General features: G+C 71.0%; 13 protein-coding genes. 6 read left to right on the top strand and 7 right to left on the bottom strand.

Features of this window, described 5'->3' with window-relative positions; all coding sequences use genetic code 11:
- The first annotated feature begins 27 nt into the window (after positions 1–27).
- A complete protein-coding gene (locus tag AB0F10_RS06295; protein ID WP_360620746.1) occupies positions 28–1047 on the top strand; it encodes a LacI family DNA-binding transcriptional regulator in 1020 nt (339 codons plus the stop codon).
- A gap of 13 nt (positions 1048–1060) precedes the next feature.
- On the opposite strand, the gene AB0F10_RS06290 is transcribed toward AB0F10_RS06295, so the two are convergent.
- Positions 1061–2062 carry a LacI family DNA-binding transcriptional regulator gene (locus AB0F10_RS06290; protein ID WP_360620795.1) on the bottom strand — a complete coding sequence of 334 codons (1002 nt, stop codon included), beginning with the start codon at positions 2060–2062 and terminating at the stop codon, positions 1061–1063.
- Positions 2063–2150: 88 nt separating this feature from the next.
- On the opposite strand from AB0F10_RS06290, the gene AB0F10_RS06285 reads away from it, so the two are divergent.
- A complete protein-coding gene (locus AB0F10_RS06285) occupies positions 2151–3806 on the top strand; it encodes a GMC family oxidoreductase (RefSeq protein WP_360620745.1) in 1656 nt (551 codons plus the stop codon).
- A gap of 424 nt (positions 3807–4230) precedes the next feature.
- On the opposite strand, the gene AB0F10_RS06280 is transcribed toward AB0F10_RS06285, so the two are convergent.
- Positions 4231–5352, bottom strand: coding sequence for a GH12 family glycosyl hydrolase domain-containing protein (locus tag AB0F10_RS06280; protein ID WP_360620744.1), 1122 nt, complete (start codon positions 5350–5352; stop codon positions 4231–4233).
- A 306-nt stretch (positions 5353–5658) separates the two neighbouring features.
- Between AB0F10_RS06280 and AB0F10_RS06275 the strand changes: the two genes are divergently transcribed.
- On the top strand, positions 5659–6009 hold the full coding sequence (locus AB0F10_RS06275) for an Lsr2 family protein (RefSeq protein ID WP_360620743.1): 351 nt from the start codon (positions 5659–5661) through the stop codon (positions 6007–6009).
- 74 nt (positions 6010–6083) lie between these two features.
- Positions 6084–6809, top strand: coding sequence for an SDR family NAD(P)-dependent oxidoreductase (locus AB0F10_RS06270; protein WP_360620742.1), 726 nt, complete (start codon positions 6084–6086; stop codon positions 6807–6809).
- Between the two features lie 139 nt (positions 6810–6948).
- On the opposite strand, the gene AB0F10_RS06265 is transcribed toward AB0F10_RS06270, so the two are convergent.
- Entirely contained in the window at positions 6949–7521 is a 573-nt protein-coding gene (locus tag AB0F10_RS06265) for a TetR/AcrR family transcriptional regulator (RefSeq protein WP_360620741.1), read from the bottom strand.
- A gap of 65 nt (positions 7522–7586) precedes the next feature.
- Between AB0F10_RS06265 and AB0F10_RS06260 the strand changes: the two genes are divergently transcribed.
- Positions 7587–7988 (top strand): nuclear transport factor 2 family protein, encoded by a 402-nt coding sequence (locus AB0F10_RS06260; protein ID WP_360620740.1) that lies wholly within the window; start codon positions 7587–7589, stop codon positions 7986–7988.
- Between the two features lie 486 nt (positions 7989–8474).
- On the opposite strand, the gene AB0F10_RS06255 is transcribed toward AB0F10_RS06260, so the two are convergent.
- Positions 8475–8894, bottom strand: coding sequence for a GNAT family N-acetyltransferase (locus tag AB0F10_RS06255; protein WP_360620794.1), 420 nt, complete (start codon positions 8892–8894; stop codon positions 8475–8477).
- 219 nt (positions 8895–9113) lie between these two features.
- Here AB0F10_RS06255 and AB0F10_RS06250 point away from each other — a divergent pair, with 219 nt between their 5' ends.
- Positions 9114–10097 (top strand): alpha/beta hydrolase, encoded by a 984-nt coding sequence (locus tag AB0F10_RS06250; protein WP_360620739.1) that lies wholly within the window; start codon positions 9114–9116, stop codon positions 10095–10097.
- 345 nt (positions 10098–10442) lie between these two features.
- Here the strand turns inward: AB0F10_RS06250 and AB0F10_RS06245 are convergent, their stop codons facing one another.
- The 3 genes from AB0F10_RS06245 to AB0F10_RS06235 form a co-directional block, all read right to left on the bottom strand.
- The gene (locus AB0F10_RS06245; protein WP_360620738.1) at positions 10443–10616 is read right to left on the bottom strand and encodes a hypothetical protein; all 174 of its coding nucleotides are present in this window, start codon (positions 10614–10616) and stop codon (positions 10443–10445) included.
- 539 nt (positions 10617–11155) lie between these two features.
- Entirely contained in the window at positions 11156–11443 is a 288-nt protein-coding gene (locus tag AB0F10_RS06240) for a hypothetical protein (protein ID WP_360620737.1), read from the bottom strand.
- Positions 11444–11650: 207 nt separating this feature from the next.
- Complete coding sequence (locus AB0F10_RS06235) at positions 11651–14725, bottom strand: EAL domain-containing protein (protein ID WP_360620736.1); 3075 nt, start codon at positions 14723–14725, stop codon at positions 11651–11653.
- Positions 14726–14792: the final 67 nt, after the last annotated feature.

Raw genomic sequence — 14792 nt, 5'->3', positions numbered from 1 at the left:
CCCGTGACCCGTGACATGCTGACGAGGGTGAAGAGGCCGACGATCGCCGACATCGCCCGCGAGGCCGGCGTCTCCAAGGGCGCGGTGTCCTACGCGCTCAACGGCCGGCCCGGGGTCTCCGAGGCGACCCGGGAGCGGATCCTGGCCATCGCCGACCGGCGGGGTTTCCGGGCCAGCGCCGCGGCCCGCGCGCTCGCGGGCGCGCCGGCGAAGGTCGTCGGGCTGGCGCTTCAGCGCCCGCCCAGCACCCTGGGCGTCGAGCCGTTCTTCATGGAACTGATCAGCGGGGTCGAGGCCGAGCTGTCCACCCGCTCCTACGCGTTGCTGCTGCGGATGGTTCCGGACGGCGACGCGGCCGCGGAGATCGACGTCTACCGGCAGTGGTGGGTCGAGGGCCGGGTCGACGGGGTGCTGCTCTGCGACGTGCGCGCCGACGACCCGCGGGTGCCGGCCGTCGAGGAGATCGGCCTGCCCACGGTGATCGTCGGCCCGCCGGCCGGCGGCGGGTCCGCGAGCGTGTGGTCCGACGACGCCGTGTCGGTGGCGGAGGCCCTCGAGCACCTGGCGGGCCTGGGACACCGGCGGGTCGCCCGGGTCGCCGGCATCGCCGGCCTGGCACACACCGCCGCGCGCACCCGGGCGTTCGCCGAGGCGTGCCCGCGGCTGCCGGTCACCTCGGCGAACACCATCTGGACCGACTACACCGGGGAGGCCGGCGCCCGGGCGACCCGGGACCTGCTCGGCGGCCACCCCCGGCCGACGGCGATCGTCTACGACAACGACATCATGGCGATCGCGGGGCTGGCGACGGCGCGGGAGCTGGGCCTGCGGGTACCCGCGGAACTGTCCATCGTGGCCTGGGACGACTCGCCCGTGTGCGGGCTGGTGCATCCGCCGCTGACCGCGCTGACCCGCGACATCGCGGCGTACGGCGCGCACGCGGCCCGGCTGCTGCTGGCCGTCATCGGCGGCGAGCAGGTCGGCAGCCGGCTGGACGAGCCCGCCCGCCTGGTCGCGCGCGGCAGCACCGCGCCGCCGGTCAGTTGAGCCTGCGAATTCGCTAAATGACCGGGTCGGGCCGGCCCGTGCTGCGGCGGACCTCGAGCCGGCCGCTCTGCGCCTGGACCGGCGGCCTCGGCTCGCCGTCGAGCGCGGCGAAGAGCTGCGCGGTCGCGAGGCTCCCGTAGGCCGCGATGTCCCGCCGGATCGCCGTCAGCGGCGGCCCGACCACCTGGCACAGCGGCGAGTCCTCGCAGGCCACCACCGACAACTCCCCCGGTACGGCCAGGCCGAGCTCACCCGCGACGCCCAGCCCCGCGACCGCCATGACGTCGTTGTCGTAGACGATCGCCGTCGGCCGCCGCCCCGGCCCCAGCAGCTCCCGGGTGCGCGCGGCACCGTCCGCGCCGGTGTAGTCGCCCCGCACGACGGTGAGCTCGACGCCGCGCCGGGCGCACGCCTCCCGCATCGCCGCGTCGCGGATCGCGGTGTGGACCATCCCGGCCGGCCCGGCGACCCGGGCGATCCGGACATGCCCCAGCCCGGCCAGATGGTCGACCAGGTCCCGGGTCCAGCCGGTGTCGTCGCACCAGGCACCGGGCAGCACGTCATCGGGCGTACCCCCGACGAGCGCGGCCGGCAGGCCGAGCCCCAGCACGACCGGGATCCGCGGGTCGTCGAGGCGCGGATCGCAGATCAGCACGCCGTCCACCCGGCGCTCGGCGCTCCACCGCCGGTGGACCTTCGCCTCCTCGCCCAGATCGGCGACGAGCTGCAGCGCCAGCGCGAAGCCGCGCGCCGACAGCTCGGCCTGGATGCCCGCGATCAGCTGCCGCCGGAACACCTCGACGGTCAGCGCCGCCGACGAGCGCAGCAGCACCAGCCCGACCGCGCTGGCCGAGGCGCCGTGCATGGCCAGGGCGGGGCCGTTCGCGCGGTAGCCCACCTCGCGGGCGATGCCGAGGATGCGCCGGCGCAGCTCGGCGGAGACGCCCGGGCGGCCGTTGAGCGCATACGACACCGCGATGCGGGAAACGCCCGCACGCCGGGCGATGTCGGCCATCGTCGCTGCACGCACGGCCCCACCGTAGTACCCGCCCGACCCGCGGGCCCTCTGGCCGGAAGTCCCTCGACGTGGTGAGGTAGGCGGCATGACGAACTACGACATCGTCGTCGTGGGCAGCGGCTTCGGCGGCAGCGTCACGGCGCTGCGGCTGACGGAGAAGGGCTACCGGGTCGGCGTGCTCGAGGCCGGCCGACGCTACACGCCGCAGACGCTGCCGAAGACGTCGTGGGACCTGCGGGCGTTCCTCTGGGCGCCCGCGCTCGGCCTGCGCGGCATCCAGCGGATCACCCTGCTCAAGGACATCGTCGTGCTCTCCGCGGCGGGGGTCGGCGGCGGCTCGCTGGTCTACGCGAACACGCTCTACCAGCCGCCGGGCGCGTTCTTCGCCGACCCGCGCTGGGCCGGCATCACCGACTGGGCCGCCGAGCTGGAGCCGCACTACGCGCAGGCGACGAGGATGCTCGGCGTCACCGTGCAGCCGTCGATGACGCCGTCCGACGAGGTGGTCAAGTCGGTCGCCGAGGACATGGGCGTCGGCGCGACCTTCCGTCGCACCCCGGTGGGAGTCTTCTTCGGTGAGCCCGGCAAGACCGTGCCGGACCCGTACTTCGGCGGGGCCGGGCCCGAGCGGACCGGGTGCACCGAGTGCGGCGACTGCATGATCGGCTGCCGCACCGGCGCGAAGAACCGCCTGGATCTCAACTACCTCTACCTGGCCGAGCGCGCCGGCGCGGCGATACACCCGGAGACGAAGGTCAAGTCGCTGCGACCCGTCGACGACGGCTGGCTGCTGACCACGTCCAAGGGCACCTTCACCGCCCGCCAGGTCGTGCTCTCCGCCGGGGCGCTCGGCACCCAGCGGCTGCTGCACGCCATGCGGGACACCGGCGTGCTGCCGAAACTGTCCGCCCGCCTCGGCGCGCTGACCCGGACCAACTCGGAGGCGCTGCTCGGCGCCCAGGCGCTGAAGGTGCCGGAGAAGCCGTTCTCGGCCGGGGTCGCCATCACGTCGAGCTTCCACCCGGACGCCGACACCCACATCGAGCCGGTCCGCTACGGGCCGGGCAGCAACTCGATGGGCCTGCTCACGACCCTGCTGGTCGACGGCGGCGGCCGGGTGCCGCGGCCGATCCGCTTCCTCGGCCAGGCGCTGCGCCACCCGGGCCTGCTGCTTCGCTCGCTCTCCAACCGGCGGTGGTCCGACAAGACGATCATCGCGCTGGTCATGCAGACCCTGGACAACTCCCTGACCGTAAGCCGGACCCGCGCCGGACGCCTCACCACCGGACCGGGCCACGGGCCGGCCAACCCGACCTGGATCCCGGTCGGCCACGACGCGGTGCGCCGAATGGCCACGAAGATCGGCGGGCACCCGGGCGGCGCGATCGGCGACGTCTTCGACATCCCGATGACCGCGCACATCCTCGGCGGCGTCACCATCGGCGACTCGCCCGAGACCGGCGTCGTCGACCCCTACCAGCGGGTGTACGGATACGAGGGGCTGCACGTCGTGGACGGCTCGGTGATTCCGGCGAACCTCGGCGTCAACCCGTCGCTGACCATCACGGCGCTGGCGGAACGGGCGATGTCGTTGTGGCCCAACGCCGGCGAGGCCGACGCCCGCCCGGCGCCGGACGCGGACTACCTGCGGCTGGATCCGATCGCGCCGCGCTCCCCCGCGGTCCCGCCGCACGCGCCGGCGGCGCTGCGCATCCTGCCGACCGCCCCGCCCCCACCCTGACAGACCACGACCCGAACCAGCCTGCCGACTTCCACATCGACCCGGTGATCGACCGGCGCCGATGAGCCGGCGGCTGAGCCTGCTGCGCCCCGACCACCCGTGCGCGCCCCATCCGCGCTGCTCCGAACCCCCCAGCCCTGCCCGGACCCGCGCCACTGCCCGGACCCGCGACGCCGCCCGGACCCGCGACGCCGCCCGGCCTCGCCCGACCGCGCCTCGCCTGGCAGTACCGGTGAGGCACGTCGGCCTCGCCTGGCAGTACCGGTGAAGCACGTCAGCCTCGCCTGGCAGTACCGGTGAAGCACGTCGGCCGAAATGCCAGCCGCCCCGCCATCGGGTTGATCGATGACGAGGCGGGGCCGTTCGGGGATAGCGGGTCAGTCCCGCCGGTCCGAGGGCGACCCCCGGACCGGCCGGACAGACCCTAGGCGCGGGTGCAGGTCGCGCCGTTGAGGGTGAAGGTGGACGGGGTGGCGAAGCTGCCGCCGTAGGTGCCCTGGAAGCCGAACGAGGTGCTGCCGCCGGCCGGGATGCTGCCGTTGAAGGCGACGTTGCGAGCGGTCACCGCACCGCTGGTGCCGGAGAGCGTCGCGTTCCAGGAGTTGGTGATCGTCTGCCCGGAGGGGAGCGTGAAGCCGAGTGTCCAGCCGTCGATCGCGCCGCTGCCGGTGTTGGCGACCGTCACGTTGGCGACGTAGCCGTTGCCCCACGCGTCCGTCGCATAGGTCACCCGGCACGCCGAGGTGCCACCGTTGGGCGGCGGGGTGGTCGGCGTCGTCGGCGGGGTGCCGCCGCTGACCGTCGCCGAGAAGTTCGTGACCGCCAGGCCGGCGCCGCCGATCCACGGCTCGAATCCGGCCTGGATGCTCGTCAGATACCACGCGCTGGTGATCGCGCCGCGGTTCTTCACGTCGTTGATGAAGTCCAGGACGCTGAAGTTCCAGCTGCTGATCGCCGAGGGCGCCACGTACGAGATGACGTTGTTGCTGCCATTGCTGCCCTGCCAGACCTGCCAGCTGCGGCCGCCGATCGTGGTGTTGCCGACGACGGAACCGATCGGCTGGATCGAACCCTGCCGGTTGAACCAGATCATGATTTCCATGGCATTGACGCCGTCACGTCTTGCCGACGGGTCCAGCCAGATGTCGTAGGCGGCGTCATAGGTGGCGCCGGAGACGTAGTTGTAGCTGATGCTGCTGTTTGCGCTGCCGATCGCGCTGACCTGCATCGGCAGGTTGGAGCCGGGAGAACAGTTCGTGTAATGGCAGCCAAGGAAGACCGCCGGGTAGGACACCGGCGCCCCACTGGTGCTGCCGGTGCCCTGCTGGCGGGTGATGGAGAAACCGCTGCCGGTGACATTGATGCACTGTTCGGCGGAGGTGCCCCATCGGTTGTTCATCACCACGTAGCGACCGCCGATCGTGGTGGATCCGTACTGCTCGCAGATTTGCGTGTCCGCCTGCGCAGGACCGGCGACCACGAATGACGTGATCGAGGCCGCTGCGAGCAGAGCGGCCGCCGTGATGGCGCGGATGGCGCGTCTCATGACTGCTCCTGGATGGTGGGGGAACCCCTGGGGAGGGGCTATGGGAGCGCTCCCACGCAACCTACAACAGATTGATAGTCATGAGAAGTGTTGCGGGAAAGTTTCGAACGTCTGTCGAGGTGACGGCCGCGCCGGGCCGCCCGCCGGCCCGATTGCCCCCGCGCAACCCCCGGCCGCGCACCCGAATGCGGCGGATGACATTCGCGACATGCAGGCCGGACAATTTGCACTCGACATCATTCGAGGACAGAATGAATGCGCAGGAATTCTCTAAGACAATGGCACCGTCACGGGAGCAACCACACCATGGCCAAGCAGGTAATTACCCTTCTGACCGATGACCTCGACGGTGGCGAGGCCGACCGTACGGTCGAGTTCGGACTCGACGGTGTGAACTACACGATTGACCTGTCGGAAAAGAACGCAGGCAAGCTGCGTAAGGCGCTCGACCCGTACCTGTCGGTCGCCACGCGCATCGGCCGCTCGGGCGTCGAGGCCCGGGCCACCCGGCGGGGCGCCGCGCCGGCGAGCACCGGTCGCGCCAGCCGCGACCAGAATCAGGCCATTCGCGAGTGGGCGAGCAAGAACGGCTACGAGGTTTCCGAGCGTGGCCGGATCCCGGGCTCGATCGTCGAGGCCTACCACAGCAAGCGATAGATTCACGCTCCACCGGAAATCGGCGCCGCCGCGCACTGGCGGCGCCGATTTCCTGCTTTTCGGGAGGTACGGGCATGCGGGTCGTCATCATCACGGGCGCCTCCAGCGGGATCGGCCGCGCCACCGCGCTGCGGCTGGGCCGGCCGGGCACGACGGTCGTGCTGGCGGCCCGGCGCGAGGCGGAACTCGCGGAGGTCGCCGCCGAGATCGAGTCGAACGGCGGCATTGCCATGGCCGTACCGACCGACATCAGGGACCCGGCACAGATCACCGCCCTCGTCGAGAAGGCCGGGACGGTCGACGCCCTGATCAACAACGCGGGCGTCGGCGGCTCGGCGTCGGTGCTGGCCGACGACGCCACGGTCACCGCGATGGTGGACGTCAACCTGCTGGCGCCGATCCGGCTCATGCGCGCGGTGATCCCGCTGATGCGGGAGGCGGGCTCCGGTTCGATCATCAACATCGGCTCGGTGGCCGGCGAGATCGGCATCAGCGGCACCTACTCGGCGACGAAGTTCGCGCTGCGCGGCATGACCGACTCGGTCCGGCGGGAACTCGCCGGCACCGGCATCGGCGTCACCCTGATCGAACCGGGGCACATCGCCACGGAGCTGACCGCACACCGCAAGAGCCGGATGCCGGGCCCCGATGTCGTGGTCGACGCGATCGAACGGGCGCTACGCCGGCCGCGGCGGCGCATCGTGGTGCCGTTCCGCTATCGCCTCGCGATGGCGGCGGCGAGCGCCCTGCCCCAGATCCCCGACCGCACCTACGCCGGCCGGGCGGCCCGCACCCAATAGCACCGGACCAGCCACTGTAGACAATGACTCCAAGGCGGCGACCCCCGCCGGATCACGCCACCGGCGCCATCATGCCCGCGAACATGATTTGAGGATCCGCCGCACAGGTAAGGCTCTGGGGTGGCAACGCCCGGGCGGATCACACCGGCGGTGCCGTCATGCCGGCGAACATGATGCCGAGGGTCCGCCGGCGCAGGTCAGGGCTCCACCCGCCGTACAGCGCGCCCTGACAGGCGCCGACCAGCAGCGCCATCACCTCGTCGGTTCGGACCTCGGCGCGGATCGCGCCGGCCCGCTGCCCGCGCCGCAGCAGTTCCTGCACGGCGGAGGTGAGCGGCCCGAGGGCGCCGGCGATCGGCACGTCGATCCCCTCGGCGGCCAGCAGGCTCACCACGGTCCGGTTCGCCGTGGTCCGCTCGACGAGTCGCGTGAAGAACTCGAACAGCGCCGTCCCCGGATCCCCCCGCGCGACCAGGGCGTCGGCGTCGTCGACGAGTTGCTGCAACAGGCCCTTCATCAGGGCCCGCAGCAGGTCGGCCTTGGTGGGGAAATGCCGGAACACCGTCCCGACCGCAACGCCCGCCCGCCGCGCCACCTCCTCGGTGGAGGCCTGCGTCCCCTGCTCGGCGAACACCTCCTCCGCCGCCAGCAACAGCCTCCGGCGATTGCGTAGCGCATCCGCGCGCAGGGGCCGGTCCGGCTCACTGGACAAGATGAGTCACCACTCACTATCGTTCGTTTCCTGAGTCACCACTCATCTTACGGAGGTCCGCCGCCATGCCCAGCACGCCCCGCGACCTGTTCGAGCAGATGCGCCGGCAATGGTTCGGCCCGACCCCAACACTGACCGGCGATTTCCTGGCCGACGATGTGATCATCGAGAGCCCGTTCGCCGCGCCCGGCCCGCACCGGATCGTGGGCAGGCAACAATTCCTCGACTTCGCCAACCCGCAGCGCGCCGTATTCCCGGTCCGCTTCGACGAGTGCCGCACCACCGCCGTCCACGACACCACCGACCCCGACACCATCGTGGTCGAGTACGAGTTGACCGGCACCTCGACCGCCACCGGCCGGCAGGCGACGGCCGCCTTCATCAGCGTGCTGACGGCCCGCGACGGCAAGATCGCACTCTGGCGCGAGTACCAGAACACCCTGGCCATCCAGCAGGCCCTCGCCTAACACGAAGCCCCACCCCGCCCCGTCCACCCGCAGGCCTGCCCGCACTCCCGCACCGCACTGCCACGCCCGCACAGCCACGCCCCCACCACTCGCCCGCATGCCCCGCCTCGCCCCGCACCTGGCCCAGGCTGAAGCGCCCGGCGGAGATCGACGACCCGGATAACCGCTGGCCCGAAGCCAGATCGAAAATTGCTCAACGACTGACGGGATTGGCACACCCTCGCACCTGTCGAATTTCGCCCTCAATAAGCCGCCGGTCCCGTTCTTCAAGATTGGGAAACTTCGGCTCGCGTTCCAAGCAAGCAAGGCGGATATGGCGGTCAAGGCCGGAGTGGACTGCCGGCGAGCCCGCACCCGCCGATCATGCCCTGGGCCGCTCCCGTGGCGGCTGGACCACGAAAATGCACCTGGGCTGCGAGCAAGGAAGAGCTTTCCGGTGATCGACTATTCGAACGACGGCCCCGGGCGAGAGATCAAGCGATGGACTCAGCGCTTGACCGGTAAGCCGAACGCCGCCATCCCCTGCTCGTCATGCGCGACAAAACCCAGCGCACGGTAGAAGGGGTGCGATACCCGGGCTGCCTCGGCATCGGCGGAGTCCGTAGCGAGAAGGAAGAACCGGCAGTGCTCGTAGCGTCGCTTGAGCTCCTCGATCAGAGCGCGGCCGATGCCGCCGCGCTGCACCCGGGGATGCACCAACAGATCCTGCAGATAGCAAACGGTCTCGCCGTCGGAGATCGTTCTGGCCAGTCCGAGCAAGCACCCGTCGTCGCCCCGGACGGTGAGCAACAGGTGCGAGCCGGCGAGGCTACGCAGTAGCTTGCCGACATCCTTGGTGTAGCCGTACCAGCCGACCGCCGCGTACAACTCGTACGCCTCGTCACGCCCTAGGGTCTGCTCCGCCATGATCCGCACGCAGGCCAGGCTACCGAAACCACCGGTGGCCCGGCCTACGCCGACGATCACTTGCGGCTATGAACAGGGCCGAACCGGGCTCTTACGGCTCCGGCATCGTCCGCTCGTGAGACGGCCGATCACGGAGACCTTCGCTTACCCCGAGTGATCGGTGGCCGGGCCGAGGAGGACGGGGCACCGCGATCCGGGCCATCGATCTACTGTGGATCAATGGCGAACGAACGTACGAATGAAAGTGGACCTACCCGGCGCGGTCTCCTGCTGGGCGCGGCATCGGGCGCGGCCGCCGCCGCCGGTGTACTGGCCGCCTCGCCCGCGAAGGCCGCCGGGCGGGCGTCGAAACGGGCCGAGGTCTTCGTGCTCGTGCACGGCGCCAATGGCTCGGCCGGTGTCTGGTCCGGTGTGGCCGAGCTGCTCGCCGCCCGCGGTCACCTGGTGTTCGCGGTCGACCTGCCCGGTCACGGCGGCGAGGGCTGGTTCCCGGCGGCCTACCAGGCGCCGCAGGACCTCGACACGCTGAGCACGCTGGTCTCGCCGCTGAACGGGGTGACGCCCGCCGACAACGTCGCCCACGTGGTCGAGGTCGTGCGCCGCGCGGCCGCGCACGGGCCGGTCGTCCTGGTCGGCCAGAGCCTGGGCGGCGTCACCATCACCGGGGTGGCCGACGTCGTGCCGCACCTGGTGCACCGGCTGGTCTACCTGTCGGCGTTCTGCTGCACCGACCCGGCGCGGCCGACGCTCATCGAGTACTACGGCACCCCCGAGGGCCAGCCGTCTCTCGTGCTGCGGGTGCCCAACATCGGGAACCCGGACCCGGCGGGCGGCACCGGCGCGCTGCGTAACAACTGGCGCAGCGCCGACCCCGCCTTCTTCGCCGCGGCGAAGGCCGCCTTCCTGGCCGACGGCACCGACGATCAGATGCGCGTCCTCCTCAACTCCTGCCAACCGGACGAGTCGATCCTGATGTACTACACCCCCATCACGCCGGCCGCAGAGAGGTGGGGCCGCGTCCGCCGTACGTTCATCCGGCTCAGCGAGGACCGGGCGATCCCGCTCCCCATGCAGGACCTGATGATCGCCGACGCCGACAGGCTGACCCCGCGCAACAAGTTCCGGGTGGTCACCGTCGAGAGCAGTCACCTGAACTGGATTTTCCATCCCGACGCGGTCATCGGCCACCTGACCACCGCCTGATCGATCCGGTCGAGCCGGCCGCGAAGGTTCCCGGGGACCAAGCCGGGCGGTCCGATTCGAGATGGTGAACCGGGCCGTACCCGAGGCGTCGTCCGTGGCCACACGAAGCGGCGAACCTGGCGCACCCGAGCGGGACGGGAGAGATTCCCGGTTGCGGGGTGGCCGCCGACCAACCCGCGCACACCCACGCGATCCCGCCACGCCGGCGGCCTTTCTCGGAACCTCGCGATGCCGCTCCGCGGCCCGGCAGCACACCGCACGCCGGGCACGGGCTGTGGATCCAGCACCGAGCACCGCGCCGACCCTGACTACCGTTTCGGCTGGGCGATCATCCTCGGCTCCGGCTCACCGGTGCTGCTCGCCGGAATCACCCTGGACCGGGACACGTCCGGTCCGGTCCGGGTCCGCGTCCGGATCCGAGTCCGCGTGCGCGTGCGCGTCCGGCAGCATCTCGCCGTCCGGCCCGGCGTGCTGCGCTCCCGCACCGATTCCGGGCGGGACAAGGAACAACTCAGCCACGCCACGGAGAGCTCCGCGGCCGACGCCCCGGTCAGACGACTCGTGCCGAGCCAAAACCAACCCAGGCACCCCGAGAACCGCTCCGCGAGCGGCACACAAGATCAACCCAGGCACCCCTGTGAAGTGCTTCGCGACTGGCACCAGATTTACATAATGGCCACTAAACAGGACTAATAGTGCACTCCGGAAAGGCAGGCACCCAGGGTAGGAATTCTCGTTAAGACAAGACCAGCCCAACCATCCCGCGAAACCACATCGCGACCGGCACATAGGTCAGACAATTCCTACCGTGACGAAACGGTCCAGGACACACCCACGACCTCAGAGTCGGACAAATCCCCCACCAAGACGGACCACCCAGCACCCCGGGAACCGCAGGCACTCAGGGTCAGAGGATTTGCGACCAAGAACAGGACCAACCCGGGCGCCCCCGCGAACTGCTTCGCGGTTGCGCCCGGGTCAGACGATCCTATTGGGACAAGGCCGATCCGGGGCCCCACACAGGCGCCCGGACCTGGCCGTACGGGCTGGCGACTTCGTTAGAATCCGCCGATGCCGATGCCTACTCCGACACCGTAGCCGCCGTAGCCGCCGTAGCCCCAGGGGCGTCCGACGCCATACCACGGACGGTAGTAGTTGTAGCCGCCGTAAATGCCGTACCAGCAGTCGTCGTCGTCGTCCCAGTACCAGTCGGAACTGTGGGAGCTACCGGCAGTGACGGCGGTGCCACCGCTGCTGCCAGGAGAAGCCGACGCGGGCGCCGCAATGGCGAGACCGGCCCCGGCTGCGAGGAAGGCACCGGCGATGAGGAGGCCAGGACGTCGCATGATATGTCCTTTCAGGTGAGGTACTGACACCCGAAATACTGACCCGGCCCTCAGCCTTTTTCTCGCTTTTGCGGATTAAATATGATGCAGCCTTAAACTCGGACTTTTTCCCATTAAGGCCGTCTGCCGCGGTATCCACACCGGCCACACCGCGCATCCGGCGACCCGAAATCAGAGCCCCGGGTCCCACGATGCGGGAGCAGAAACCTAGGCGGCGGCGAGCGGCATGGGCGCGCGCAGCCAGGCCAGCGCCTCGGTCGGATCCAGCGGCGCCGAGTAGTAGTAGCCCTGACCCAGCGGGCAGCCGAGCTGCGCCAGCATCTGCCGGTGGGTGGCGTCCTCGATGCCCTCCGCCACCACCGTCAGGTTCAGCGTCTGCGCCAGGCTCACGATGCCCGCGACCAGCGCCAGTTGTTGCGCGCTGCCGATCATGTCGTCGATGAAGGTCTTGTCGATCTTCAGTACGTCGATCGGCCGCTGCCGCAGGTAGCTCAGCGAGGAGTAGCCCGTACCGAAGTCGTCGATCGCGATTCGCACGCCGAGGTCCTGCAGCACGGCGAGGTCGGCCCAGATCTGCTCGTCGTCGCCCATCAGCAGGGTCTCGGTGATCTCCAGCATCAGCGCCTGCGGCGGCACGCCGGCGTAGTCGAGCGAGCCTCGGACCTGATCGACGAAGCCCGGCTGGCGGAACTGCCGGACAGAGACGTTGACGCTCACGTACGGTTGGCGTGCGCGGGGCAGGATGCGTCGCCACTGCGCCACCGTGTGCAGCGCCTGGTCCAGCACCCAGCGGCCCATCGGCACGATGAGCCCGCTCTCCTCCGCCACCTCGATGAACTGGTCCGGCGCGATGACCCCGCGGGTCGGGTGGTGCCAGCGCACCAGCGCCTCGAAGCCGACCGCCTCGTCGGTCTCCAGGTCGACGATGGGCTGGTACTGCAGCAGGAAATGTCCCTCGTTGACGGCGTGGTCGAGCGCCGAGCGCAGTTCTAGCCGCTGGACCATGACGTCGTGCAGGTGCGACTGGTAGCGCCGCCACTGGTTCTTGCCGGCGCCCTTGGCGACGTACAGCGCCAGGTCGGCCTGGCGCAGCAGCGCGTCGGCGGTGTCCGCCTCGGGCGTGGTGGTGATGCCGATGCTGGCCACGGCCTGCAGCGGCTCGCCGTCGATGACGATCGGCTGGGCCAGCGCGGCGAGGATCCGGGTGGCGGTCTCCTCGACCGCGCCGGGGTCCTGCACGTTCTCGACCAGCGCGGCGAATTCGTCGCCGCCGAGCCGGGCGGCGGTGTCGTCGGCGCGCAGCGCGCCGGAGATCCGCTCGGCGACGGCGATCAGCAACTGGTCGCCGACCGCGTGGCCCAGCGTGTCGTTAATGATCTTGAAGTCGTCCAGGTCGATGAAGAGCACGCCGACCACCGCGCCGTCGCGGGCGCCGCGGGCCAGCGCGTGCTGCAGCCGGTCGGCGAAGAGGACCCGGTTGGCCAGGCCGGTCAGCGAGTCGTGGAAGGCCTGGTGGGTGAGCTCGCGCTCGAGCTGGCGGCGCTCGGTGACGTCGCGCAGGGTGACGACCAGCCCGGCGACGGTCTGGTCCGCGCGCAGGTCCCGGCAGTGCATCTCGAGCATGACCTCGGTACGCCGGCGTCCCACGGCCCGGAAGTCGAGGCCCTGCTGGGTGCCGGTGCTACCGCGTACGGCGGCCAGCACGTCGGCCAGCCGGGTGCGGTCGCCGGGGTGGATGATGTCCGGCAGGCGCACGCCCGCCGGGTCGGCGCCGAGCACGTGGACCGCGGACGGGCTCGCGTAGCGCACCCGGTCCTCGTCGTCGACGATCAGGATGACGTCCGACGTGTTCTGCACCAGGGTGCGGAAGTAGGTCTCGCTGTTGCGCCTGGTGACCTCCTCGCTCAGCGCGATCCGCTCCAGGGCAAGCGCGGCCTGGGTGGCCAGCACCTCGAGGGCCCGCTGCAGGTTGCGCAGGGCCCACGTGGGGCCGCCGATGTGCAGCACGCCGACGAGCGGGTCACCGGTCGGGCGGTCCTTCAGCACCAGCGGGCAGCGCAGCACCGTGTTGAACTGGGTCAGCCGGACCGCGACGGCCCAGTCGACGTCGCGGGTGGCGACGAGGCGGGCGGCCGTACCGGTGCTGCGGTCGTGGGCTGACTGCGCCGCGGCCTCGGGCGATACCGGCTGCTCGGGCTCGGTGAACGCCATGGCGAGCACCACCCGGTGCGGCACGTCGGCGGGCAGCAGCTGGGCCACCGCCGTACGGACGGCATCGCCGACCTCGTCCGCGTCGGCGGCCGAGACCAGCGTGGCCGAGGCGCGGCGCAGCCCGCGCTCGCGGGCCATGGCCTGGCGATGGCTGGCCATGATGCCCGCCATCCGGGCCAGGACCAGCAGGAACGTGCAGGCGCTCAGCACCGCGACCACGTTGAGGTCGGACACCGTACCGTCGACGCGGGCCTGGAACACCAGCACGGCCGGGGCGGCCAGCGACGCCAGCGCCAGCAGCGCCAGCCGGACCCAGCCGAGCTCGGCGTCCGGCGCCGCGGCGGACCGGGTCAGCGCGGTCATCGAGGTGCTCAGCGCGGCGAGGCCGGCGGCCGCGTACAGGGGGATCCGCCCGAAGGCGGTCAGGAACGCGATCTCGTCGTGGAAGGAGACCACGCTCGCGACGTCGGTCAGCAGCAGCGCCAGGATGCCGGCGGCCAGCCAGACGGCGGCCGCGGCGGTGCGCCCCGGCGTGGTGAGCAGCCGGGTCAGCATGGCCAGGCAGATCAGGTCGCCGACCGCGAACGCCACGGTGACCCACCACTCGAGCGTCGACAGGTCGGCGTCGCGCAGGTGCGGGCCGAGCACGAACGTCCAGGCCAGCAGCGCCATGCCGGAGGTGAGGGTGAGCGCGTCGAGCAGGCCGCCGCGGTCGCGCCGCCCGCCGGCGCTCAGCCGCACGAACCAGAACAGCATCCCCGCCAGCAGCGGGCGGGCCGCGAGCAGTATTCCGGTGCCGATCTCATCCAGGCTCGCGATCACGCGTTCGACCGCGGGGCCACCCTGGCTGGCGGTCGTGCCGACCACGGAGAGGACGATGGCGAGGGAGAGCAGGTGCCAGGGGCCGCGCGAGCTGGGCCGATGCCGCCGAACGCCGACGGCGATCACCAGGATCGCGGCGAGGCCGGCGACCACTCGCAGCGGCACCTGCCAGTGCGGCTGGGCGTGGAAGACCGCGGCGAGCAGGAGCATCCCGGCGCCGAAGAGGGCAGCCGCCAATCTAGTCGGCATACCGCTCCTCTCCCGAACAATCTTCGACGCTGCACCCTGATCGGTCCCGGGCCAGGTCAACTGAGCA

It is taken from the genome of Actinoplanes sp. NPDC026623 (assembly GCF_040638275.1).
In the GTDB taxonomy this organism is placed as follows: Bacteria; Actinomycetota; Actinomycetes; order Mycobacteriales; family Micromonosporaceae; genus Actinoplanes.
Note: the sequence above shows the minus strand (reverse complement) of the source record. Positions and strands in the feature narration are given on the sequence as shown.

Coding starts and splice junctions, on each gene's coding strand:
- AB0F10_RS06280 (WP_360620744.1), bottom strand. CDS start 5,352: ATGAGACGCGCCATCCGCGCCATCACGGCGGCCGCTCTGCTCGCAGCG.
- AB0F10_RS06285 (WP_360620745.1), top strand. CDS start 2,151: ATGACGAACTACGACATCGTCGTCGTGGGCAGCGGCTTCGGCGGCAGC.
- AB0F10_RS06290 (WP_360620795.1), bottom strand. CDS start 2,062: ATGGCCGACATCGCCCGGCGTGCGGGCGTTTCCCGCATCGCGGTGTCG.
- AB0F10_RS06240 (WP_360620737.1), bottom strand. CDS start 11,443: ATGCGACGTCCTGGCCTCCTCATCGCCGGTGCCTTCCTCGCAGCCGGG.
- AB0F10_RS06270 (WP_360620742.1), top strand. CDS start 6,084: ATGCGGGTCGTCATCATCACGGGCGCCTCCAGCGGGATCGGCCGCGCC.
- AB0F10_RS06260 (WP_360620740.1), top strand. CDS start 7,587: ATGCCCAGCACGCCCCGCGACCTGTTCGAGCAGATGCGCCGGCAATGG.
- AB0F10_RS06250 (WP_360620739.1), top strand. CDS start 9,114: ATGGCGAACGAACGTACGAATGAAAGTGGACCTACCCGGCGCGGTCTC.
- AB0F10_RS06275 (WP_360620743.1), top strand. CDS start 5,659: ATGGCCAAGCAGGTAATTACCCTTCTGACCGATGACCTCGACGGTGGC.
- AB0F10_RS06235 (WP_360620736.1), bottom strand. CDS start 14,725: ATGCCGACTAGATTGGCGGCTGCCCTCTTCGGCGCCGGGATGCTCCTG.
- AB0F10_RS06255 (WP_360620794.1), bottom strand. CDS start 8,894: ATGGCGGAGCAGACCCTAGGGCGTGACGAGGCGTACGAGTTGTACGCG.